The organism is Cobetia sp. PDI-12MA (genome assembly GCF_059507695.1).
In genome coordinates this window covers 1,567,211-1,590,239 of the sequence record NZ_CM183351.1, presented here as the reverse complement: position 1 = coordinate 1,590,239, position 23,029 = coordinate 1,567,211, and the positions used below count along the sequence as shown (strand labels likewise).

Annotated in this window: 18 protein-coding genes; 3 read left to right on the top strand and 15 right to left on the bottom strand. The window is 61.8% G+C overall.

Going from position 1 to position 23,029, the window contains the following annotated elements:
- Positions 1 to 718 precede the first annotated feature (718 nt).
- The 5 genes from AC5WNI_RS06835 to AC5WNI_RS06815 form a co-directional block, all read right to left on the bottom strand.
- Positions 719 to 1,813, bottom strand: coding sequence for an ADP-ribosylglycohydrolase family protein (locus AC5WNI_RS06835; RefSeq protein ID WP_368448773.1), 1,095 nt, complete (start codon positions 1,811 to 1,813; stop codon positions 719 to 721).
- A gap of 309 nt (positions 1,814 to 2,122) precedes the next feature.
- Positions 2,123 to 3,163: an Ldh family oxidoreductase gene (locus AC5WNI_RS06830; protein WP_368448772.1), complete on the bottom strand. Its 1,041-nt coding sequence runs from the start codon at positions 3,161 to 3,163 to the stop codon at positions 2,123 to 2,125.
- A 31-nt stretch (positions 3,164 to 3,194) separates the two neighbouring features.
- Positions 3,195 to 4,523 carry a TRAP transporter large permease gene (locus tag AC5WNI_RS06825; protein WP_054555879.1) on the bottom strand — a complete coding sequence of 443 codons (1,329 nt, stop codon included), beginning with the start codon at positions 4,521 to 4,523 and terminating at the stop codon, positions 3,195 to 3,197.
- Entirely contained in the window at positions 4,520 to 5,035 is a 516-nt protein-coding gene (locus tag AC5WNI_RS06820) for a TRAP transporter small permease subunit (RefSeq protein WP_043334025.1), read from the bottom strand. The genes AC5WNI_RS06825 and AC5WNI_RS06820 overlap by 4 nt, the downstream gene beginning before the upstream one ends.
- An 81-nt stretch (positions 5,036 to 5,116) precedes the next feature.
- Positions 5,117 to 6,175 carry a type 2 periplasmic-binding domain-containing protein gene (locus tag AC5WNI_RS06815; RefSeq protein WP_368448770.1) on the bottom strand — a complete coding sequence of 353 codons (1,059 nt, stop codon included), beginning with the start codon at positions 6,173 to 6,175 and terminating at the stop codon, positions 5,117 to 5,119.
- A gap of 338 nt (positions 6,176 to 6,513) precedes the next feature.
- On the opposite strand from AC5WNI_RS06815, the gene AC5WNI_RS06810 reads away from it, so the two are divergent.
- Positions 6,514 to 7,122, top strand: coding sequence for a helix-turn-helix domain-containing protein (locus tag AC5WNI_RS06810; protein WP_172978641.1), 609 nt, complete (start codon positions 6,514 to 6,516; stop codon positions 7,120 to 7,122).
- 115 nt (positions 7,123 to 7,237) lie between these two features.
- Here the strand turns inward: AC5WNI_RS06810 and AC5WNI_RS06805 are convergent, their stop codons facing one another.
- Complete coding sequence (locus AC5WNI_RS06805; RefSeq protein ID WP_043334027.1) at positions 7,238 to 7,633, bottom strand: RcnB family protein; 396 nt, start codon at positions 7,631 to 7,633, stop codon at positions 7,238 to 7,240.
- 804 nt (positions 7,634 to 8,437) lie between these two features.
- Between AC5WNI_RS06805 and AC5WNI_RS06800 the strand changes: the two genes are divergently transcribed.
- Positions 8,438 to 10,198, top strand: a complete 1,761-nt coding sequence (locus AC5WNI_RS06800; protein ID WP_368448767.1) for a purine-cytosine permease family protein — start codon at positions 8,438 to 8,440, stop codon at positions 10,196 to 10,198.
- A 140-nt stretch (positions 10,199 to 10,338) separates the two neighbouring features.
- Positions 10,339 to 11,820: a mannitol dehydrogenase family protein gene (locus AC5WNI_RS06795; RefSeq protein WP_175090548.1), complete on the top strand. Its 1,482-nt coding sequence runs from the start codon at positions 10,339 to 10,341 to the stop codon at positions 11,818 to 11,820.
- Between the two features lie 117 nt (positions 11,821 to 11,937).
- Here the strand turns inward: AC5WNI_RS06795 and AC5WNI_RS06790 are convergent, their stop codons facing one another.
- From AC5WNI_RS06790 to AC5WNI_RS06750, 9 genes are all read right to left on the bottom strand, one after another.
- Complete coding sequence (locus AC5WNI_RS06790; protein ID WP_153635511.1) at positions 11,938 to 12,834, bottom strand: EamA family transporter; 897 nt, start codon at positions 12,832 to 12,834, stop codon at positions 11,938 to 11,940.
- A 324-nt stretch (positions 12,835 to 13,158) separates the two neighbouring features.
- Entirely contained in the window at positions 13,159 to 13,977 is an 819-nt protein-coding gene (gene phnX, locus AC5WNI_RS06785) for a phosphonoacetaldehyde hydrolase (RefSeq protein WP_368448764.1), read from the bottom strand.
- Between the two features lie 13 nt (positions 13,978 to 13,990).
- The gene (locus tag AC5WNI_RS06780; RefSeq protein ID WP_131431810.1) at positions 13,991 to 15,130 is read right to left on the bottom strand and encodes a 2-aminoethylphosphonate--pyruvate transaminase; all 1,140 of its coding nucleotides are present in this window, start codon (positions 15,128 to 15,130) and stop codon (positions 13,991 to 13,993) included.
- A 49-nt stretch (positions 15,131 to 15,179) separates the two neighbouring features.
- Positions 15,180 to 16,868 carry a putative 2-aminoethylphosphonate ABC transporter permease subunit gene (locus tag AC5WNI_RS06775; protein WP_404326922.1) on the bottom strand — a complete coding sequence of 563 codons (1,689 nt, stop codon included), beginning with the start codon at positions 16,866 to 16,868 and terminating at the stop codon, positions 15,180 to 15,182.
- On the bottom strand, positions 16,868 to 18,091 hold the full coding sequence (locus AC5WNI_RS06770; protein WP_368448761.1) for a putative 2-aminoethylphosphonate ABC transporter ATP-binding protein: 1,224 nt from the start codon (positions 18,089 to 18,091) through the stop codon (positions 16,868 to 16,870). Before AC5WNI_RS06770 ends, AC5WNI_RS06775 begins: the two co-directional genes overlap by 1 nt.
- A 62-nt stretch (positions 18,092 to 18,153) precedes the next feature.
- Positions 18,154 to 19,185 (bottom strand): putative 2-aminoethylphosphonate ABC transporter substrate-binding protein, encoded by a 1,032-nt coding sequence (locus AC5WNI_RS06765; protein WP_368448759.1) that lies wholly within the window; start codon positions 19,183 to 19,185, stop codon positions 18,154 to 18,156.
- A gap of 145 nt (positions 19,186 to 19,330) precedes the next feature.
- Entirely contained in the window at positions 19,331 to 20,044 is a 714-nt protein-coding gene (locus AC5WNI_RS06760) for a UTRA domain-containing protein (RefSeq protein WP_347421545.1), read from the bottom strand.
- Positions 20,045 to 20,379: 335 nt separating this feature from the next.
- Positions 20,380 to 20,949, bottom strand: a complete 570-nt coding sequence (locus tag AC5WNI_RS06755; protein WP_495928964.1) for a putative quinol monooxygenase — start codon at positions 20,947 to 20,949, stop codon at positions 20,380 to 20,382.
- Positions 20,950 to 21,192: 243 nt separating this feature from the next.
- Positions 21,193 to 22,611 carry an IS1380 family transposase gene (locus tag AC5WNI_RS06750; RefSeq protein WP_368448727.1) on the bottom strand — a complete coding sequence of 473 codons (1,419 nt, stop codon included), beginning with the start codon at positions 22,609 to 22,611 and terminating at the stop codon, positions 21,193 to 21,195.
- Positions 22,612 to 23,029: the final 418 nt, after the last annotated feature.

The following is a 23,029-nucleotide window of genomic DNA, read 5'->3' as shown; positions in this document are numbered from 1 at the left end:
TCGCTGGCAGCTCACTGTTTCCATCAAAGAACCAGATCGCGATGCCTTGTCATTGCCTCGGTACCCGTAAGTGGTGAAGCCCCTCACCACGCAAAACCCTTGAAAGCTTTTTGCATCACTTCTGTACAACCATGAAGGTGCATGTCGCCAGTGATCGAATGTCGATCAGTCACTCAGGTCTGCTCCGGTACCGCTGCCTGACACTTCAACTTTGGTCGCGATCGTGAGGAAGGCATTCGTCAGCAGTATGTCTTTCTACCCTGCTGAAACCCTCACCGTTGTGCTTGTAGAGTCTTACGCTTGCGCCAACGGGTTGGATGCATGCCATCTTCAAAAAAGTGGAAGACGTCTTGACAGGCGCCAGCCATCGACCGAATCCAGACTGCCGTTTCGTGCAATGTGGAATGAGCGCATTGTGGACGAAACCCGCCACGCGAGATATCCCTCCACTGGAACAGCATTGATTCCAATCACGAACCAATGCGTCACTCACCTGACCAGCTGGACAGACGCTCATCTACGACTTTGGTAATAAGCATAGTATTATCAACCGCTTACGAAGCCCGTGGACGCCCTCTCAAGTCACCTGTTTCAAGCACTCCCTGCGCCTCTGCGCTCCCCTTGCATCGCGACGGGCGATGAAAATTGATGTCCAGACACGAAAACGCGGAGCCATTGGAAGATGGCTCCGCGTTTTTTCATGCTGCTGCACCGCGCCTCAATAGCCCGGGTATTTCTCCCAGGCCCACTTTTCATCCTTGCCCCCACCATCGGTGTAGAGCTCCCAGCGGGGGCAGTCGTGCAGGTCTTTGGCGATCTCGCCGATCACATCACGCAGTTCAAGGGGCGCCAGCCAGTCACTCGGTATCGCCTCCTCGCCCCATTGCGCCCCGAGCAGATTGCCCGTGATGGCCCCGGTGGAATCCGAATCCCCATCGTGATTGACCGCGAGCTGAATCGCAGAGCGGTAATCCCGGGCAGTGAGCGCGCAGTAGACAGCGATTGCCAAGGCTTCTTCCGCGATCCACCCCAGCCCCAGCAATACCACTGCGGCCGGCGCCGACGTTTCGGACTCGGCCAGCGCGCGGGCTTGCTCCAGGGCCTGCAGAGTGTCATCACAGCCCGGCTTGCGCTCGAGAATACACAGGGCATGCGCGAGTGCCTGTGCCATCGCATCCCCCGCCACCAGACACTGGATCATCACTGCCAGCACGCCGCCGGTCAGCTGGCCGGTGACGTGCCCATGGGTCAGCGCACAGACCTCTTCTCCGAGTTCGAAGCACATCTCATGGGAGGCTCCCATCGCATGCGCGAACAAGCCGACAGGTGCCACACGCATCACCCCACCACAGCCCTTGCTGTCGTTCTGCGCCCTGTCACCGTAGGCACGCATCTGCTTGAGCGCTGACAAGCATGTCATGCCCGGGGCGCGCCGCGAATGGAGCTCGCGTTGCTTGATCAGCCAACCACTGTCCAACCATTCCTGCTCGGTCTCCTGCCGCGAGCGTTCGCCCTGGGTGTAAAGCCAGCGCTCGTAGGCGCTGCTGACCAGACCACTTTGCGTCGTGATGCCTCTCAAGCAGCCACGCACATGGCTGCGCAGCAGGCCCTCGGCAGTAAACAGCGTCATCTGCGTATCATCGGTAATCCGCCCCAGCCCACCATAGGCCGGCGCATAGTCGGCTATTCCATCACTGCCGAAGCGCGCCTGGATCTCCTCGTGCGACAGGAATTCCACCGCCGCCCCCAGGGCGTCGCCCACCGCACCACCCAACAGGCAACCACGAAACCGCGATGTCATCTCAAGCATCATGCGCCTCTCCCCTGCGTGACCTTCAGGTGGCGTCAGCCACCCTCAATACGCCTTACGCTATCAGCATCTGCGCATTTGCTGAAAAGCAGGCTCAACCTATGGTGCGCATAATCAGGCAGAACTGGATGGGCGCTCAGTATCGGCAGGCGTGAGGTTGGCCGCACCGATGACAACGCCGATGACAAGGCCGACGATAGAGACCCTCATACAAGAACGGCCGCCCAGGAGGCGACCGTTCTTCTTCAAGCAGTTGTGACTTCCCGCGGTGTGCTCTCAGCGATCACTCTACTGCTCGGTCTACACGGAGGTTCAGGAGGCCAGCTTGAGGATATCGTCATACAAGGCTCTCGAAAGCGTGACGCCCTCTTCTTGATGCTTCTGGCGAGCTTTGAAGCGACGCTCGGAGGATAGCCTTGCGCCCTGCTGCTTCACGAGCTCGAACAGCCTTTCAGAGCGCAGCATGTGCTGCTGGGTGCTACCGCCAGTGAGGCGCACGGGATCTATCGCGATGATCAACTCCCCATGATATGGCAGGCTCCCCTTGCCCTGATCGTGTTCGCTGGACTCGATACTCAGCATGTCGCCGATCAGCGGCCCTGCAATCAACTCGATCATGATCGCCAGCGCAGAGCCCTTGTGATCACCGAAGGGCAGCATCGCGCCATGGTCCAGCACTTCTGTCGGGTCCTGTGACGGCTCGCCCGCTCGATCGACACCCCAGCCGAGCGGAATCTTGTCCCCTTGGCGACGATGCAGCTCGATATCGCCACGCGCGATGGCACTGGTGGCGAAGTCGAATACGTACGGGTTACCGTCCTCGCGCGGCCAGCCAAAGGCGAGGGGATTGGTCCCCAGCAGAGGCTGACTGCCACCATACGGGGCCATGTACGACTGGGTCGGATTGCAGGCGATAGCGACCAGCCCTTCACGCGTCAGCCGCTCGATCTCTACCCACAATGCCGTGCCATGCACGCAATGATTGATGGCCAGAATGGCAATGCCATTGGCTCGCGCCTTGTCGAGCAGCTCAGGCACGCCCTGCTGGAAGGCCAGCGACGAGAAGCCCCCCCTGGCATCCACCTTGACGATGGAGGGCGCCGTATCCTCGACGATCGGCACGGCGTCCGGCACCACACCGCCATTGTTCAGTGTCGCGACGAACCCCATCAGGCGATAGAGCCCATGGGAGCGACAACCGTCCATTTCCGCCGCTACCAACGCGTCACTCATGGCATCGACATGTGGCTCACTGAACCCATGGTGGCTCAGCACCTCGTGACATAGCGTCTTGAGCGCTGCCCGATCGAGATTGACGTCCATTCCTGTCTCTTCCTGTGTTGCATCACTCATACGAACTCATTCCTTTCCAATAAGGTGTCCATCATTTCCATGACGGTCCGCTGATGGCATCAGGCAACCACAGCGCCAGTCCCGGGAAGGCCAGGATCAGCGCCAACACCACCAGCTGCAGGAAGATGAAGGGCATCACTCCCTTGTACATGTGCTTCAGCGTCACTTCAGGAGGCGTGATGGCACGCAGATAGAAGATGGAGGGCGCCAACGGCGGTGTCAGATAACTCGTCTGCATCACGATCAGGAAGGCCACGCAGAACCAGATCTCATCGAACCCGAGCAGGCCGATGACCGGCATCGCCACGGGGATGACGATCAGGACCACCGAGATCATGTCGAGCACGAAACCGGCCAGGAAGGCGATCAGGAGGATGGCGCCAAGAATCAGCCACGGGCTCAAGCCGGTATCCAGCAGCAACGACTGTACGGTGGCCATCCCGCCGGAGGCGAAGAAGACGCCCGCGAACATGTTGCCGCCCAGCACGATCAGCAGAATCATCGCGGTGATGTTGAGTGTGCGTACCGCCGCGTTCCACAGGATGGACAGCGTGAGATTGCGATACCCCAGTGCCAGCAATACGGAGCCGAGCGCCCCACAGGCCGCCGCTTCCGTCGGCGTGGCGATGCCCATCAGAATCGTGCCCAGCACCACCAGGATCAGACTCATGGTCGGCAGCAGCGCACTCAGGGTAATGGTGAGCAGCTTGCCCCACCCCGGATGCTGCTCATCTTCCTTGAGTCGCGGCGCAAGTGCTGGCTTCAGCGCACAGACCACGACGATATAGAGGAGGAACAGCAGCGCCATCAACAGCCCCGGGATCAGCAGACCACTGAACAGTGATCCGACAGAGACCCCGGCTACAGGCCCGAGAATGACCACGGTAATGGAAGGCGGAATCGCCGTGCCCAATGAGCCACTGGCACAGATGGTGCCGGAGATCAGCGACTTGTCGTAGTGATGCTTGAGCATGACCGGCACGGCCAGCATGCCGATCACCGCCTCGGTGGCCCCGACGACACCACTGGCGGCGGCGAAGATGGTGCCCATGATGACCGCACCGACGCCCAGCCCGCCGGGCATCCGACGTGTCCACAGATGGATGGCCCCGAACAGTCGCTCGGCAATGCCGGAATTCTCGAGCATCGCGCCCATGAAGATGAACAAGGGCACGGCAGCCAGAATGGAATTGGACGCCGTGTCCTCGATCTTGGTCAGCAGTTGATAGGCCGCGGCATCCCCGAACTGGGCAACACCAAAGACGGTAGCGACAACGATCATCGAGAACGCGATCGGGAAACCGAGCACGATCAGAGCGATGAGCGCAGGGAACATGATGAGGGCAATGAAGTCGCTCATGAGGACACCTCCGCGCCATGATCATGGCCCAGCAGTGTGCTCCAGAGCTTCAACATCTCCGCGATCACCTGCAGCGTCAGATAGACGAAGCCCAGCCACCACACGCCGAAGACCGGCCAGATCACCGGATTCCAGGCAGAACGTCCGGAGCGCTCATTGCTGGAGAACGCCTCGAGCGCATAGAGCGACAGCTCCCAGACAAGCCACATCAGTACCGGCAGCAACACCGCATAACAGGCCAGATGAACTCCAGCCCTGAGACGCGGTGCAAAATTCTGGCTCAACACATCCACACTAACGTGCTGGCCGACACGCAGGGCATTTGCCATGCCAAGCATGAAGATGGCGCCCATCACCATGTAGCTGACTTCAAACGCCCATAAGGTGGGCTTTCCCAGCACATAACGACTGAAGACTTCATAGACCAACGCAAGCACCAGCGGCAGTATCAAGACTGCCCCCAGATACCCGGCCCAGCGGGTCTGGCGCTCAATGACAGCGACGATTTTCATGGCAACTCACCAGGATGACGACAAGGAGAGAGCCCGGGCGATACAGGTATCGCCCGGGCCAGAGACATCATTCAAGAGGAATCAGCGTCCCATTTCCCCGATCGGCAAACGGTAGTCCTGCCAGGTCGTCATGCTCTGTTTGAAGGTACGTTGCGACTCAAGCACACGTGCGAACCACTCATTCTCGCCCGCCTTCTCATCTTCCCAGGCACGGGTCTCTTCGTAGATGGCATCGATGAAGGATTGATCCAGCTGCACGATTTCGTTGGGGCCTTCCTCCAGCTCCTTGAAGGCCTTGAGATCGGCAAAGGAGCTATCCAGCCAGGACTCGAACACGCTCAGCTTGCCCGCGAGGCGCAACTGGTTCTGCTGGGCTTCGCTCAGCCCGTCCCAGGCATCGACATTCACTTCACACTCCAGAATGCCGCCCGACTGATGGATGCCGGGCAAGATGACGTACTGCGCGACATTCTGGAAACCCGTCGGCTTGTTGAGCTCAGGACTCCCCCACTCCGCGGCATCGATTACACCGCGATCTAACGCCGTATAGATGTCACTGCCGGCCATCACCACGGTAGAGGCCCCAAGACGTGAGGCGATTTCAGCCCAGGCACCCGAGGTTCTCAGGCGCAGTCCCTGGAAGTTCTCAAGCGTCTGCACCTTCTTGCTCGAGTGCAGGAAAATCTCGGTGCCCAGGGTCGAGCACGGGAAGGCCACGACGCCGAACACCTCGCGACGGAAGGCTTCATAGAGCTCGACACCGCCGCCCTCGTACATCCACAGCATGAATTCTTCCGGTGTCAGGCCGCTGGAGTGCCCGGCCAGCAGCGCTGCCGTCGGGTCAGTTCCGTAGTCATAGTTGATGTAGTTGTGACTGATCTGCGCGACACCGGACTTCACGGTATTGGTGACGCGCAGCGCGCCGCCCAGGGTGCCACCGGGGAATACCTGGATGCTCACGTCGCCATTCGTCAATTCGCTTGCATAGTCCGCGAAGGTCTTGGCATCCCGTTCAAGCCAGGGCCCACCGCCCCACGGGGTCGCCATCTTCCACTCGACGTCCGCCGCCTGAGTCGTGGCAGTCGCCAACAGGCTGGCAGCGATACCCATGCCGAGGAGCTGTTTCTTGAAGTCGTACATTTTTGTTTTCCCAAGATTATTTTAATTAGAGTGCAATGCCATGCGTACCTGCAGGCGAATGCCTGATACAGGCTGAGGCCTGATACACGCCCAGTGGGCGGCCACTGTCGATTGCGCATTCGCCTCCACAATTGCATATACGCAATATTGGGTCAAATGTGGATACCTGCTCGACATTTTGCTCGTGGAAGCCCTAAATGGACGCCATCATGGCGCTTACGCCTCTCTCCTGCCGTGGCATGACTTGATGACTCGCGCCCATGTGCCACACAGGCGCTGAGCAACGGCAAACGGCGACAGACGCCACCCAGCAGACAAACTCGATGGAGCACGCTGACATGACACCCCACCAGGAAACGCCGATCGCGCTGAAGCACCGAGAACGCAAGGCAGGCGCCATTGGTGACAATCTCAAGGCACTACGCAAGGAGAAGGGACTGACCATCGCGGCCGTGGCCAGCGCGTCAGGTATCTCGGCGGCCAGCGTGTCGAGAATCGAGAATGGACGTATCTCGCCGACCTTCGAGGCGATCGTGAATCTCGCTAGGGGCCTGAAGGTGGATGTCAGCGAGCTGTTCTATCACACGGAGGACGCGGCATTTCGGGGTTGGCTCGCGTTGACGCGAGCACAGGAGGGAGACGTCATCGAGACGCCCAACTACCGCTATCGACCGCTCTGCAACAATGTGGCGTCCAAGGAATACATGGTATTGGAAACCACCGTGCTCAATCGCAGTCTCGAGGAGTTCGGCGGCCTGCAAAAACATTCCGGCCAGGAACAGATCATCGTGACCAGCGGCGAGGTGACGGTCTGGACCGAACTCTACGACCCCATCCAGCTCAAGGTCGGTGACAGCCTGGCCTTCGACAGCACCCTCGGACACGCCATCACCTACAACGGTGACACCCCCGCGACCATGACCTGGGTATGCAGTGCCTACGCGTGAGGGGATCGAGCCTCATGTGGACAGCACTTTCCACTGAAGATCGGACATGAAAAAGGGGCCTCATCAGAGGCCCCTTTTTCATCGTCTTGCTTAGCGCAGCCTGTTGGCCACTAATTCAGCGATTGAGAATGATGGCCGTGATCGCGCCACCCGCCACCGCGGCCAGCACATAGCGCCCATCGATGTTCAGCCAACGATGACCGCGCGGCGGTTTGGACAGATGACGATGGTGCCAGTCCTTCACCCAGTAGCGGCTGTCGGAGTAGTAATGACGCGGCAGGTGGTCGCCACGGCGCCACTGGTGATGGCGTCGCGCCTCATGACGGCGGCGTTCATGGTGGCGCTGCTGCTTGTGGTGCTTCTTGTGCTGTTTGCCGTGATGGCCGCGGTCGTGGTGGCCATGCCCACGGTCATGATGCCCATGGCCTCTATCGTGCGGTCCTGCCTGAGCCAGCGGGGCTCCCAGCAGCGTGAATATCATCATCAGAATGGTCAGTGTGCGCGTTCGCATGGCTGGCCTCCTCGCCTTGCCCCGTCGCCAATCAAGCGCCGGGAGTCATGTTGGGGCTTCCTGGTTAGGAAACAGTGTTGCGCAACCTTAGCGAGAACTGGGGGACGCCGCAAGATGTCTCATTTTTCTCGTTCTTTGTCGTTATTTCATGCACTTTCCGTCGCATTGTGCCGAAACCGATGTCGCCACTGACCAACACCCACCTTTATATGTCGCCACCTCTATAGCGCTCTTTATAGTGCTCTCTCGCAGCGACCCGACTTTCGCTGCCCTTTCCGCTGCCCTTTCCGCTGCCCTCTCCGCTGCCCCATTTCCCCTTTCGACTCCCGGGCCTCGATCAGGAGACTGCTGAGGCATGGCAAGAAAGCGACGATGCCGGGTACGCCGATCGCACCACATCGGTGCAAGACCACCCTCAGAGTTGTGAGATATCTGGCCCTGGATCGTTGGCCGTTTTAGCCAGGACACAATGCTTCAGGCGCCGAACGGGGTGTGAGAACGGAAAAATTCATTTTGCTGAATCGTGTCATTGAATCGAGACACCCTCGCGCAAGCCCTGATTTCATGCGGCCTTCAGCGCTTTCCTGACTTCCATAGCCATGATCACTCGAGGTCATAGCCCAAAGTTCAAGCACGCGGGCTTTGCGTTTTGATGACCATTCACCGATCATTTGCACCACACCTGAGTCATTTGATCGATAATAGACGATCTACCCTCGTCATCGCCGACAGGATCGCCAAGGCGGCTGCGTGACATCTCGGGTAGGAGCAGCAAGACAAGCCGTAAAAAAACAGGAGCCAATCATGGCCAGTACTGCGCCAGATTTGGATCGGCAGATCGCCCATATGGACGATGAGCTACTGCCGGTGCCACGTCATAAACTGCACCGGTGGCCACACTTTGCCGGTCTCTATGCCGCCGAGCACGTTGCCGCGACCGAGTTCGTCATCGGTGCCACCTTCGTGGCGCTCGGTGCCGGTATCTGGGATATCCTGCTGGGCCTGCTGATCGGTAATGGCCTCGCAGTGCTCAGCTTCTGGTTGATCACGACGCCAATCGCGATCGAGACCCGTCTGAGCCTCTTCACCTATCTTCACCGTATTGCCGGTGATTCGATGTCACGGCTCTACAATTGGGCCAACGTGGTCATATTCACCACCATATCGGCGGCCATGATTACCGTTTCCGCCACGGCGGTCAGGCTGCTGTTCGACATTCCGGCCCAGACCCAGGCCTACCCCACCAGCTTCGAGTTCATCCTGCTGGCACTGGCCGTGGCAGCCATCGTCGTGCTGGTAGCGGTCTATGGCTTCAACGCCCTGACCGAATTCGCCAGCATCTGTGCCCCGTGGCTGATGCTGATGTTCACCGTCGGCGGCATGGTTCTGCTGCCGGAACTGGCGGAGTCCGTCACTGGTGAAACCAGCCTGAACAGTTTCTCGAGTTTCATTGATGTCGCCGGCAGTACCGTCTTCACCGGGATCAACTCCCAGGGCGAAGCGGGCATCGGCATCTGGGAAGTCATCGGCTTCTCCTGGGCGGCCAACACCTTCTCCCACTTCGGTCTGATCGACATGGCGCTGCTGCGCTATGCCAAGCGTATGCGCTCCGGCCTTGCGACCAGCACCGGCATGATGTTCGGCCACTATGTCGCCTGGATCTCCGCCGGTCTGATGGGCGCGGCCACCGCAGCCGTCGCCGGTATCAGCATCGATGTGCTGGAACCGGGCGAAGTGGCGTTGCACGCCCTTGGCGCCGCTGGCTTCGTTATCGTGGTCGTCGCAGGCTGGACCACCGCCAACGCCAACCTGTACCGCGCGGGCCTTGCCGCCCAGTCGGCCATGCCGAACCTGTCGCGCAACAAGGCGACGCTGGCCGTGGGTATCTGCGTTGCCGTGCTCAGCTGCTTCCCGTTCGTCTATCGCAGCATGCTGCCGCTGCTGACCTATGCGGGCCTGGTGCTGGTGCCGGTCGGCGGGATCATCTTCGCTGAGCATCACCTGTTCCCGAAACTCGGCTTCAGCCGTTACTGGGCGCGCTACAAGGGCGTGAAGCACAACACGCCGGCACTGGCAACCTGGGCGCTGTCACTGATCTTCGGCTTTGGCCTCGAGACGGTCGACGTGATCCCGTTCTACTACCTGTTCCTGCCGACCTGGTTCGTCTCCATCATCCTCTACACCCTGATGGCCAGATCTGCCGGTGCAGCCGACTCCTACCCGAAAGCCGAAGCGGCCGAGCGGGAATTCCAGGAGCGTGTCGAAGCCCTGCACGCCAAGCAGGCCGAGACCACCAACCACGCACCGGTCAAGGACACTTCGGGTCTGACCAAGGCCATCAAGGCCGTCTGGATGGTGCTGGGCCTGGCGGTGCCGATGGTCCTCGCGCTGCGCGTACTCTTCGGCAGCCCGGACCTGGCCAGCTACGAAGCGAATCGTGAGTTGTTCTATGACGTGACCATCTGGTCGACGATCATCTACTTCATCTTCGCGTACTGGGAGCTGCAGCGCAGCAAGGCGCTGTTCAACAAGCAGTCCCCCAAGCAAGCGGCCACCGCTAGCTGAGTCGGCAGGGGCTTGCCCCCTGCCATGCCAGCGGCGAAGGAAGCCTGAATCACACGGGTGACCTTCGCCGCTGGCCGTTACGACCTACCCTTTCTTTACCCATCTCGACTCGACCGCGACACGCGGCAGGAGACCTCCCCATGACCCGTCTCTCCAATGCCAGTCTGACTCAGCTGGACGCCAAGGTAGCCACTCCGAACTATGACCGCACTGCGGTCAGCGCCGGTATCGTCCACTTCGGCGTGGGCGGTTTCCATCGTGCGCACCAGGCCATGTACCTCGACGAGCTGATGAATCAGGGCAAGGCGCTGGACTGGGGCATCGTCGGCGTCGGCGTGATGCCGGGCGACCGCCGCATGCAGGAAGCCCTGGCCTCGCAGGACCACCTCTACACCGTGGTACTCAAGCACCCGGACGGCAACTATGAGCCGCGCGTGGTGGGTTCCATCATCGATTACCGCTTTGCCCCGGACTCCCCGGAGGCCGTCATCGAGCTGATGGCCGACCCGGCGATCCGCATCGTCTCGCTGACCGTCACCGAAGGTGGCTACAACTTCCACCCGGTCACCGGCGAATTCAATCTCGAGAACGCCGACGTCCAGCACGACCTGGCCAACCCGGGGGAAGCCAAGACCAGCTTCGGCCTGATCACCGAAGCCCTGGCACGTCGTCGCGAGCGTGGCGTCGCCCCGTTCACCGTGATGTCCTGTGACAACATCGAAGGCAACGGCAACGTCGCTCACAAGATGTTCACTGCCTACGCGCGTGCACGTGATGCAGAACTGGCGGCATGGATCGAAGCCGAAGTCCCCTTCCCCAACTCCATGGTCGACCGCATCACGCCGGTGACCACGCCGGCTGACATCGAAGAGCTGTCCTCACGTTTCGGCGTGGAAGACGCCTGGCCGGTGGTCTGCGAGCCCTTCACCCAGTGGGTGCTGGAAGACCACTTCGCCCATGGCCGCCCGGCCTTTGAAGATGCCGGCGTGCAGCCGGTGGAAGATGTCGAGCCCTATGAGCTGATGAAGCTGCGTCTGCTCAACGCCGGTCACCAGGCGCTGTGCTACTTCGGCTATCTGGCCGGCTATCGCTACGCGCATGAAGCCTGCAACGACCCGCTGATCGTCGACTTCCTGCTCGGCTACATGAACGAGGAAGCTCGCCCGACGCTGGCCCAGCTGCCGGGTATCGATCTCGACGCCCATTGCCGCACGCTGATCGAGCGTTTCGCCAACCCGGAAGTCAAGGACACCCTCGCGCGTCTGTGCGCCGAGACCTCCGACCGCATTCCGAAGTTCCTGATCCCGGTGGCACACGCACAGCTCAAGACCGACGGCGAACTGCGTCGTACCGCAGCCGTCGTGGCCAGCTGGGCACGTTATGCAGAAGGCGTGGATGAGCAAGGCGAGACCATCGACGTGGTCGACCCGCTGAAGGACGAGCTGATGGAGCGTGCCAGCCGTCAGCGCGAAGAGCCGACTGCCTTCCTGGACAACCGTGAACTGTTCGGTGATCTGGTCGATCAGCCGCGCTTCCGCGACGCCTACCTGGCAGCGCTGAAGAGCCTGCACGACAACGGCGCGCGCGCCACGCTGGAAATGCTGGTGGCAGACGCCAAGTAAGCATGGCGGTGCAGGGGTTCACGACAACGTGATGCCCCGCCAGCGCCCGCAGAAAGACAAAAGCGAGATAGGCAGCCGCCTGTCTCGCTTTTTTTGTGCCTCATGCCACGCCTTTCCTCACACCAGCGCAACGGTCCACAGTCCCGCCAGCATGATGACGATGCCGATCCACTTGGCGATGGCCGCTCGCTCGCGCAACCAGAGCACCCCGAGCATCACGCCCAGCGGGATCGACAGTTGACGCATCGCCACGACGAGGCTGACCTCCGCCGTCAGCGTCATGGCAACCAGCACCAGCCCGTAGGTCGCCATCACCATCACGCCGGTCAGCACCATGCTGCCCCGCTCCCCCCGCCATAGCGCGGGCAGGCGGCGACGCTCTGCCGGCAGCAACATCACCAGCAGCGCGCCCCAAGCGACGGTCATGATGGCCTGCAACACCAGAAAGACAGCGCCCGCCGAGGTGGGCGAGTAACCGACACTCACCATGATATCCAGCGCCTGCTTGTCGATCAGCGAATAGCCGGTGGTGCCGACTGCTGCCAGCAGCGCGAACCCCAACGCGGGCGTCAGGTAGGTCGAGGGGCGCAGGCCCTGCGGACTGCTCAAGGGCAGCACCAACGCGCCGAGCACGATCAGCCCCATGCCGACCAGATCCAACGCCGTGAGTGCCTGACTGCCCAGCAGACTCAGTGACACCAGCGGCACCAGCACCACCGGCAAGGCCCGCGCGATGGGATACAGCACACTGACCTCGCCGCGCGCATAGGCCCAGGCAAGTCCGCCCATGTAGAGCACCTGACAGAGGCCGGTGGCCACCAGCCAGCCCCAGAATTCAGTGGGCAGCACGGCAAACGACGGCCCCAACCCCAGCAGCGGCGCAAAGATCAGCGCACCACTGGCCATGGCCAGCATGAAGAAGGCCAGCGACGGCGCCCGCCCCTTGCCGAGCAGATTCCAGCCGGCATGCAGACAGACCGAGATCAGGATGAGTCCCAGCGCCAGTGGGCTCAAGAGGCACTCACGGCAATCGTGTGGCCTTGAACTTGAGCTTGAGCTTGAACATGAAATTGGGCTTGAGAGTGAGCTTGCCCGTGCATGGGGACAGGCATGCGGACGGGCATGCGGGAATTACGGGCTTTCAGGGCAACCAGGCGGCAATCGCCAATGAGCATATGTCCTTACCTTTTGCGAGAAGACGCCAGCCTCAAGGCCTTGTGCAAGGACCCGAGGCTGGCGCCTGAAGGGGTGGAGTGAAGTGGTGGGGTGAAATGGTAGATCAAGGTGGGCGAGCGAGGTGACAGGCAGGCCTGGCGTCGCCACCCCGTCACCAGGCTGTCAGGGGCGCTCACCGCGCGCCAGACGCGCCTCGATCTCGCGGATCACCTCGGGCAGCTGCGCGATGGTGTCGATCATGAAGTGCGGCCCGGACGGCGTGAACTGGGCTTCGATGGCGCTACGCCTTTCGTTGAGCTCTGCCTCCGACAGGTCCATGAACGCCGCGTGATCCAGCCCCATGGCGTTGCCGGAGCAGGTCAGCGCGACCGTCCACATGCCGGCACTGCGACCTTCCAGCAGCCCCGGCGCCGTATCATCCACCTTCACGCAGGCCGCCACGTCAGTGATGCCCAGCGCGATGACATTGGCCAGAGACTGCGCCGGAGAGGGTCGCCCCTTGGGCACCTCATCGGTGGCCACGACATGGTCCACCACCAGCCCATTGCCCTTGCCCCGTGCGACGACCTGCTCGAGCACTTCGCGGGGGTAGCCGGAGCAGGAACCGATCTTGATGCCCTTGTCGCGCAACCCGTTGATGACCTCGAGCGCGCCGGGAATCAGTGCGGAGTGCGCCCCGATCTTGTCGATCTGCAGCGGCATGAAGCGCTCATAAAGCGCCGTGACATCGGCATCACTGGGGGCGTGGCCACAGGCCGCCTCGAAACGGGCCGCGATCGCTGGGTCATCACACAGGGTGCGAATGTGCTCCCATTTGCCCATGCCCATCGGGCCGCGCGCCTCTTCCAGACTGATGGCCACGCCGATTTCCGCAAAGGCCTCGACGAAGATCTGGGTCGGCGCGAAGGAGCCGAAATCCACCAGGGTGCCGGCCCAATCGAAGATGGCAGCCTGCAGACGATCCGGGGTGTGGTATTGCATGACAGTTCTCCAGTCAGTTGAGTGCGACAGCGTCAGCGCACGGGCGGGCATCGTCGACACCCAGGGTGGCCAGCGCGTCATCCACGGCGGCCAGAAGTTGATCCATCACGCGGACATCCAGCTGCCCGATGCTGCCGATGCGGAAGCTCTCCACGTCGGTGAGCTTGCCCGGGTAGATGATGAAGCCACGTGCCTTGAGCTCGGCGTAGAAACGTGAAAAGTCGAAGTCCGGGTGTGCCGGGCTCAGGAAGGTGGTGATGATCGGCGACAGCCAGGCATCGTCGAGCAGGGTCGTGAAGCCGCGCTGACGCATGCCTGCCACCAGTCGCTGCATGTTGGCGTGATAGCGGGCGTGGCGGCCCGCGACGCCGCCCTCCTCGGCGTGTTCCTTCAGCGCCTGGTGAAACGCCGCCACCACGTGAGTCGGCGGGGTATAACGCCATTGCCCAGTGCGCTTGAGGTACTGCCATTGATCGTGCAGGTCCAGCGACAATGAGTGGCTACGCCCCTGTGCCGCCTGCAGCGCATCGCGCCGGGCGATCACGAAGCCGAACCCCGGCACCCCCTCGAAGCATTTGTTGGCCGAGGAGATCAGCGCCAGAAACGGAGTACGTTGCGCATCGATCTCCAGCGCCCCGAAGCCACTCATCGAATCGAGGATCAGCTCACGACCGTGTGCCGCCACCACCTCGGCGATGTCCGCCACCGGATTGAGCATCCCGGAGCTTGTCTCGCAGTGAATCATGGCGACATGACCGATCTCGGGCCTTGCCGCGAGTCTGTCAGCCACGGCCTTGGCACACGGCGCCTCGGCATCGCCCCACGCCAGCACGTCGCAGTCGCGCCCCATGCGGGTCAGCAGACTGACCAGCCGCTTGCCATAGGCGCCATTGACCAGCACCAGCGTCGTACTCGTCGGCTCGATCAGACTGCCCAGCGCCGCCTCGACCGCGAAGGTACCGCTGCCCTGCATCGGCACGCACTCATGGTGCTCACTGGCATTGGCACAGCGGAGCAACTGCTGGCAGATCTCGGCGGTCTTGGTGTTGAAGTCCTGATCCCAGGAGCCCCAGTCCTTCATCATGGCGGCCTTGACGCTCTCACTGGTGGTCAAGGGACCGGGAGTCAGCAGGTACGGATGTTGAATACTCATTGGTATATACCAGTTAATTTGCACAAAAAAAAGACGGCCAACGGCGTAATCAGGTCGCCTGTCGCCAGCGTTGGGCACGGGTCAACAGCAAATGACTGACCACCGCATGCAGCAGCTTGACGCCCAGACAGGTGAAGAAGATCAGTACCGCCATGGCGGCCGCGCTGGCGAAGTGCCCGGCTTCGTCGAGATGCATCACCGCGATGGAGGCCAGTCGGGTATCGCTGTTGTAGAGAAATACCACTGCCGAGACGGTCGTCATCGCGTTCATGAACAGATAGGCCGAGATATCCAGCACTGACGGCAGGGACACCGGCAAGGTGATGCGGCAGAAGGTCTTCCAGAACGGCACCTTGAGTGAGGCACCGACCGCCTCGAATTCCCCATCGAGCTGCTTGAGCGCAGTCACCGAGGTCAGGTGGCAGACGGTATAGAAATGCACCAGGGTGTTGAGCACCAGAATCGCGAAGGTGCCGTAGATCCAGTTCAGCGGGTTGTCAGCCTGGTTGAAGTAGAAGATGTAGGACAGACCCAGCACCATGCCCGGCACGGCCATCGGCATCATCGCCATGAAGTGCAGCCCCTGGCGCAGCGGGCGATAGCCCTGACTCTTCTCGGTCAGCCAGGCGTTGAAGAAGATGACCAGCGTGCCGATCAAGGTGACCCAGAAGGCCAGCGTCAGCGAGTTGAGCCACGCGTCCCAGCCACCACCCGCCAGCGCCTTGAAGGCGTAGTGATCCAGGGTCAGGCTCAGGTTGTAGGGCCAGAACTGCACGAGCGAGGCATAGATGGCGGTGCCAATCACGGCCAGAATCGCGGCGGCCACGCCATAGCAGAGCAGCGCGAAGACCCAGTCACGCAGCGGGCTTGGCGTCGGCTGCCAGGGCACGGCGCGCGCCGAGAGCTGCGCGACCTGACGGCGCTGGATCCAGCGGTCCACCGCGAAGGACAGCAAGGCCGGCAACAGCAGGATGACGCTGACCACCGCGCCCATCTGGAAGTTCTGCTGCCCCACCACCTGACGATAGACATCGGTGGCCAGCACACTGAACTGCCCGCCGATGATCTTCGGCACGCCGAAATCGGTGATCGCCAGCGTGAAGGCCACGAAGGCGCAGGAGATGATGCCGTAGCGCGCGCCCGGCAAGGTGATGGTCAGAAAGCTGCGCCATTTGGGCGTTCCCAGCGCGTCCGCGGCTTCATAGAGACGGGCATCGCTGTTGCTGAGCGCCGTCATCATGATCATCAGCGCATGCGGGAAGATCCAGAAGGTCATGCCCATCACGATGCCGATGGGGCCGTAGATGCTCTCCCCCAGCAGCACATCCTTGAACCAGCCCTGATTGCCGAACAGATACACCAGACTGATGGCTGGCAGCAGTGACGGAGCCAGTAGCGGCAGGATGGACAGCATGCGGAAGACGCGCTTGCCCGGCATGCAGGTGCGGGTGATGCCGTACGCGCACAGGAACGCCAGACTCACCACCGTCAGGGTACTGATCAGCGCGATGCTGACGGAATTGATGATCGAGCCGACCAGCGCCGGCGTCTGCACATAGCGCGCGAAGTTGGCCAGGCCGACGAAGTCGCCGCTGCGGTCCTGCACGCTCTTGATCAGCATGGTGGCCAGCGGCAACAGCAGCCCGATGACCAGCAGCGCCAGGGCCAGCAGCAACATCAACAGACGCAAGCCGGACTCGCCTGACAGCCTTCCCGACAAGGGCAATGCACGCGCCATCATGCCTGCGCCTCCACCAGCGGGTACAGGCGGATCGCCTCGGACGGCAGACGCACACCCACCCGGGCACCGACCCGCACGCCCAGTGACTCACTGTCCTTGAGCGCCACATCCGCCGACAGTGTCTGCCCACAGCCCTCAAGCGTCAGAGTGATACGCAGGAAGGCGCCGAGAAACTCGACGTGCTCCACCTGCGCCGGCAGCCCCTCACCCACTGCGCACAGCGAGACGGCTTCCGGGCGAATGGCCAGACGCGCCTGATCCAGCCCCTCAAGATCATGCGCCGCGCATTCCAGACGCTGCTGCCCCAGACGCAGAGTACTGGCGTTCTCGGGACAGCATTGCAGGAAGTTCATGCTGCCGATGAATTCGGCCACGAAGGCGCTCGCCGGCTGACGATAGATCTCGGCGGGGGTGCCGATCTGCTCGATCACACCATGGTTCATCACCACGATGCGGTCCGCCATGGCCAGGGCCTCTTCCTGGTCGTGGGTCACCATGATGGTGGTGACGCCCAGCCGTGCCTGCAGCGCCTTGATCTGACTGCGCAGATGCAGACGTACGCGCGCATCCAGCGCTGAAAGCGGCTCATCGAGCAACAGCAGCCCCGGCTCGGTCGCCAGCGCTCGTGCCAGTGCCACGCGTTGCTGCTGGCCCCCGGACAGGGCCGCCGGATACTTGCCTTCACTGCCGGCCAGGTCCACTAGGGTGAGCAGCTCCGTCACGCGCCGGCGCATCGCGTCACGCGCATCGCGCCGATTGCGTAGCCCATAGGCCACGTTGTCGGACACGGTGAGATTGGGGAACAGCGCATAGGACTGGAAGACGATGCCGAAGTCGCGCGCCTGCGGCGGCAGCCGCGAGATGTCCTGGCCGCGCTGGTGGATGGTGCCTTCGCTCTGCGGCGCAAGCCCGGCGATGGCGCGCAGCAAGGTGGTCTTGCCACAGCCGGAGGGGCCGAGGAAGCACACGAACTCGCCTTCGCGGATCGCGAGGTCGATCTCGCTCAGGGCCGTGAACTGGCCATAGCGCTTGGTGAGGCCGCTGATCTTGAGGTGGATGCTATCTGACGACGCAGAACGCGAGATGGGTGCCTGAGGCGCTGCGTCACCCGCAGGTGCCCGGTCTGCAGGGCCGGAGGCCGCGCGAGGCGAGGCGCCGGCAGTCGCTGGCAGCGCTTGACGCGAGGCGTGATGACGCGGGGGTGCGGTCACAAGAGACATGCGAGAAACTCCCGGCCCCGGCGCAAGGCGCCGGGGCAATGACGAAGGTGGCTGGGCGTGACTTACTGACTGTCGGACTTGCCGTCGTAACGGCGCTGCCATTCGGCGAGCACTGCATCCCGCTGGTTGGCCGCCTTGGCAAAGTCAGCCTCGATCATCATCTCGGTGATGTTGGCCGGATAATGCTCGATCGGCTTGGCCACCCCCGGATAGGCCACGACCGCATAACCTTCGTTGTAGAGTTCATTGGCCGGCTTGGACACAGCCCAATCCATCAGCATCTGCGCCGCCTCACGCTTGTCGGTGCCCTTCATGATCGCCGCGGCTTCCATGTCCCAGCCCAGCCCTTCCTCGGGGAAAACCAGATCCACCGGTGCGCCCTGTGCCTTGAGGCGCGCGCCTCGGAAGGCGAAGGACACACCGACCACGGCCTCGCCGGAACCGGCCAGATTGCAAGGTGCGGAGCCTGAGTGGGTGTAGCGGGCAATGTTGTCGTGCAGGCGGTCCATGTACTCCCAGCCGCCCTCGTCACCCCACAGCTGCAACCAGCTGGCGACATCCAGATAGCCGGTACCGGAAGAACTCGGGTTGGGCATGATCACGTGGCCCTTGAACTCGGGACGCGTGAGGTCTTCCCAAGACGTCGGCTTGGGCACTCCCAGTCGCTCACCTTCGACGGTGTTGTAGCAGAGCGAGGCGACCCAGGCGTCCATTCCGACCCAGGACGGGTCCTGGCCATCACGGTAGGCGGGGTCGACGAACTTGGTATCCAGCGCCTCGACTCCCTTGGGGGCATAACGCGACAGCATGCCTTCCTTCTCGAGCACCAGCAGGCTGGTCGCGGCCAGGCCCCACACCACATCCGCCTGCGGGTTGTCCTTCTCGGCCAGCAATCGTGCGGTGATCACGCCCGTGGAGTCGCGTACCCATTTGATGTCGATATCCGGATGCGCCTGCTGGAAGCGCTCGGCATATTTCTGCAGATCATCGGACTCCACCGCGGTATAGACGGTGAGCTCGGTGGCCGCCTGGGCATTGAGGGAAACGACTAGACCAACGGCACTGGCCAGCAAGGAACGGGTCAAGAAGGACATCGGGACTCTCCAACGCTTGGAATGAATGGCTCTCACCATCTGGTATATACCAAGAGTATGGGCGGGCCGAATGACACCCCCGTGACAGTCAGTTGAAGGCCCAGTGAAACAGTGTTACCTCATATAGTGTCCCTGCAGCGCGGGTTCAGGGCTTGTTCTTGAGCGTGACGGTGATGCACAGCGCATTGTGCAGCCAGCGCTCTTCGTCATAGCCGATGGGACGATGCTGCTCATCGAAGGTAGCGCGACGTACGGTCAGACCGGAACTACCCATGGCGACCCCCAGCTCCCGGGCGGCCTGCTCCCCCAGCGACTCGGAGTAGAAGCGCAGCTCACGGTGGGCCAGCGTCAGGCCATAGCGCCCGCGCAGCTCCGCCCACAGTGACACCCCGAACTGGCCCTCCTCGAGCAGTCCTGGGGCACGCTCCGGCACCACCCACATCGACTCGCTGAGCACGGCGCGCTCATCCACGAAACGCCGGCGGCGAATATGATAGAGCGGTGTCTGGGCCGCCAGGCCCAGCGCTTGCGCAGCCGGTGGATAGGCCTGAACATCGGTCAGCAGCACTTCCGTCCGTGGCCGCCGCCCCTGCGCCGTCACATAGTCATTGAAGCCGGAGTCACGCGTGGGGTCGTAATCCAGCCGCGGCGGCGACACGAACCACCCACGCCGATTGCTGCGATGAATGCGCCCTTCTCCCTCCAGCTGCCCCAACGCCTGACGCAACGTCACGCGCGTGGTATCGAAGCGCTCGGCCAGCACGCGTTCCGAGGGCAATCGCCTATCTTCAAAGGCATCAGGGTCCTTCAGCTGTTCGCGCAGGCGATCGGTAAGGTGGAGGTAATACGCATCACTCATGACGAGGGGTCCTGACCAAAGATGAAGGGGTTGCCACTACCGGGTAATAACACGGCGCCGCTTGCCCCGCCGGCGAAGAAAATGCCCGGGACTCTGCGCCGCCAAACGGCTGGACGCTCCAGAAACTATCACATTCGCGTGACTCGCACTGGCCTGCCAGCTTACGTGCCGCTGGCGCTGCAGGGTTTCATGACAGCCGCCTGGTTGAGCTCACAGGCGTGGATGGCGGTGGGATGACACGCTGATGTTCAAGGAGGGGGTGAACGCACAATGCGCAGCCTCTAAAGACTGCGCATCGCATGGGTAAACAGGAAACGAATGACCGGCGGGAGAACTCAGAACTCGCTGACGATATTCAGGTACTGCTGCATGTCCCCGACCATGGCCTGCTCCAAGAGCTTGCCTGTCTCGATGGCATAGGGCTGCTGGAAGTGAATGTCCCACAGGTCTGACTCCGTGCGCCAATGCTCGTATATCACCAGCGTGTCGTCCTGCCCGTCGATGGTATACAGATCAAACACGAGATTGCCCGGCTCCTCACTGCGCGTCTTCGCCACATGCGTGGTGAATTGCTGCAGCAATCGAGCGCGATATTCTTCCTTGATCTTGAAGATGAAGAAGATACTGAATACCTCATCTTCCGGCTGCACGTGCCTGGGGTTCGCCTCATGCAATGGCGCCGGGTCAGTATCGTTCAAGGGCATCACCTCGAATGGCGATGCCAACGCCGTGTCAGCCAGTTTCAGCAGGGCTTGCGCGTATGGCTGATTCACATGTGCCTGATGAGCTTCGGCGCTTGCCCAGCGCTCGTAGGCGAAGATGGTGGTGGGAGAATCCTTGGCCGCGAAGAAACGCATTTCCAGCATCTCCGGTTCAGCCGCTGAGCCCAGCTTGTTGTCAGCCAAGGCCTGCTTGAACCCGCCTTATTCACGAGTGCCCTGATCGGGCGGCTTGAAGTGGCTGGCCGTTGGGTTCTCGCACCGGGGGTGCTATCTACGCCGTAACGGCCCGCTGAATCATGCCCAAATGCTGCTCTTCTGTCGTATCTATATAACGTTCAGGAATTAATCACGCCGTTAAAGCAGCCGTCATCGTCGACCGTCGCTGCGGTCGCTCGATTCTTGAAGCTATGGTGGTTGCGCCGAACGTCAGCTAAGCGCGGTCAGTTTCGGCAGCCCCTTCAGCAAGGCAGGCCACCATTTATCAGCCGTATCGCCGAGGTGAACGGTGATGCGCCGAGCGTGCAGCGAGAGCGTCGCCGCCACCTTGAGCACCTGTTCACGCATCCGGCTCAGGCTCCAACCCTGCCGGGTCTGGCGCCCCAGCAAGCAGCGAAGGCCATGCAGAACCTGATAGGCGTAGAGACTCAGCAACAGGCTCACCTCATTGCGGGCCATCACGTCCTGGACGGTGGAGGCACCGCGATCGGTCGACGAGAGATGCACGTCGAGCGCCGACTTCACCTCGCCCATGTGCGCTTCGGCGCTGCCGCGCTTGCGATAGAGTGCCAGGATCTTCTCGGGCGGCCAGTCGAACTTGCCGAGGTTGGTGACCAGGAAGAAGGCATGCAGCAGCAGGTCATCGGGGCGTTCCTGAACTACCAGCACCACGCGTCGTGGCGTTGGCCAGGTACCGGCCTGGTATTCAAGGTCGTGGCACCACTCCCGAGGCTGCTCAGGTGGCCGGCCGCGTGGCCGCTTCAGGTAGGGCGCTGCCAGCGCCTGCAAGCCCTTGTGGCTGCGCAGCCGGCCCAGGTACTCGATGCTGCGCTTCTCCAGCGCCTCCAGCGTGTCGTTGTCGGTGAAGCCGGCGTCGATACGCACCCGAACCTGGGCGCCGGTGCTCTCGTTAAGCCGCTTCACCAGGTGCGGGATCCACGTATCAGCGTTCTCGGCGGGGCCGGCGTCGCCCTCGCGCAGCAGGCCGCCGACCATGTCGCCAGTTTCGGCCAACGAGGCGACCAGCGGCGAATAGATCCGCGTACCGTAAAGGCCATGATAAGCGGAACCGCCCTGGTGTCCATGGACCTCAATCGGCAGGCCGTCGATGTCTAGCGTCAGCTGCTTGGGACGCTCGCCGTTCTTCAGCGAGGTCAGGCGCCAGGCCACCAGCCGCAGCAGACCTTCATGCACGGCATCGATGTTGTCGTTGTGTCCAAGGCAGGTCAGCAGCCGCGACAGCGTGGCTTGGGACGGCCTATCCTGGACCAGTGGCGTCATGCCGCGCGCATCACTGCAGGCCAGCTGCCAGAGCGGATCACGGCGCAGCGTGTCGGTATCGCTGAGATCGATCCACCCCATCGCCCGCTGCAGCACCAAGGTGCGTATCTGGCTGGCCAGCGAGTGGCGAATACGCAGCGGATGGCGTGGATCGACCAGGTTATCTTCGAGCGCCTCGATCACGCCACTGCTGTCGAGGGCTTCGCGCAGCAACAATGCGCCGCTGTCGCTGGTGGTGCGGTGGCCGCTCAGCTCGACACGGACAGAGCCGTTGCATGAGAGCGTCCAGGTCGTTAGGGTTTCACCCATGGCGAGTGGTCCTCTTGAATCGTGTTCTGGCAGGAACATCCTGATTCTACAAGAGAAAACCACTCGCCATCTTCGTTTTCAGGTCGGCCTTATGAATAAGCCGGGTTGAAGGTAGCGAGTTGTTCGGGCTTGACGTCAAATTTCACGATCAAGGTGAGCATGGAGATGCCCCTTATAGTCAGTGGTTGTCATAGGCCCAACGGCAAGAGCTGTTACGTCACGTGGCAGCAGGTCTGTCTCGGGAAGTGACTGACACTATCTCTCGCTGCCTGGCTGAAAAACCCGCGGCGCAGAGAAAGACTTTCAATGAAACCTTGAACGTGAATACAGCCCCTTCCTCTGCAATGCGCCGCTTGAAACAAGAGACTGCGGCCTCACGCAGATTCAGAACGAAAGATCCCGCAGGCAGGGCTACAGGATCAACGAATACAGACAACTCATCGACCAGCTCACGTCC

Bases quoted from the DNA above. Each gene is read 5' to 3' on its own strand.
- AC5WNI_RS06775 (WP_404326922.1), bottom strand. From the start codon at position 16,868: ATGGCGCGTGCATTGCCCTTGTCGGGAAGGCTGTCAGGCGAGTCCGGC.
- AC5WNI_RS06765 (WP_368448759.1), bottom strand. From the start codon at position 19,185: ATGTCCTTCTTGACCCGTTCCTTGCTGGCCAGTGCCGTTGGTCTAGTC.
- AC5WNI_RS06815 (WP_368448770.1), bottom strand. From the start codon at position 6,175: ATGTACGACTTCAAGAAACAGCTCCTCGGCATGGGTATCGCTGCCAGC.
- AC5WNI_RS06795 (WP_175090548.1), top strand. From the start codon at position 10,339: ATGACCCGTCTCTCCAATGCCAGTCTGACTCAGCTGGACGCCAAGGTA.
- AC5WNI_RS06805 (WP_043334027.1), bottom strand. From the start codon at position 7,633: ATGCGAACGCGCACACTGACCATTCTGATGATGATATTCACGCTGCTG.
- AC5WNI_RS06770 (WP_368448761.1), bottom strand. From the start codon at position 18,091: ATGTCTCTTGTGACCGCACCCCCGCGTCATCACGCCTCGCGTCAAGCG.
- AC5WNI_RS06810 (WP_172978641.1), top strand. From the start codon at position 6,514: ATGACACCCCACCAGGAAACGCCGATCGCGCTGAAGCACCGAGAACGC.
- AC5WNI_RS06835 (WP_368448773.1), bottom strand. From the start codon at position 1,813: ATGATGCTTGAGATGACATCGCGGTTTCGTGGTTGCCTGTTGGGTGGT.
- AC5WNI_RS06820 (WP_043334025.1), bottom strand. From the start codon at position 5,035: ATGAAAATCGTCGCTGTCATTGAGCGCCAGACCCGCTGGGCCGGGTAT.
- AC5WNI_RS06825 (WP_054555879.1), bottom strand. From the start codon at position 4,523: ATGAGCGACTTCATTGCCCTCATCATGTTCCCTGCGCTCATCGCTCTG.
- AC5WNI_RS06780 (WP_131431810.1), bottom strand. From the start codon at position 15,130: ATGAGTATTCAACATCCGTACCTGCTGACTCCCGGTCCCTTGACCACC.
- phnX (WP_368448764.1), bottom strand. From the start codon at position 13,977: ATGCAATACCACACCCCGGATCGTCTGCAGGCTGCCATCTTCGATTGG.
- AC5WNI_RS06800 (WP_368448767.1), top strand. From the start codon at position 8,438: ATGGCCAGTACTGCGCCAGATTTGGATCGGCAGATCGCCCATATGGAC.
- AC5WNI_RS06750 (WP_368448727.1), bottom strand. From the start codon at position 22,611: ATGTTCCTGCCAGAACACGATTCAAGAGGACCACTCGCCATGGGTGAA.
- AC5WNI_RS06760 (WP_347421545.1), bottom strand. From the start codon at position 20,044: ATGAGTGATGCGTATTACCTCCACCTTACCGATCGCCTGCGCGAACAG.
- AC5WNI_RS06830 (WP_368448772.1), bottom strand. From the start codon at position 3,163: ATGAGTGATGCAACACAGGAAGAGACAGGAATGGACGTCAATCTCGAT.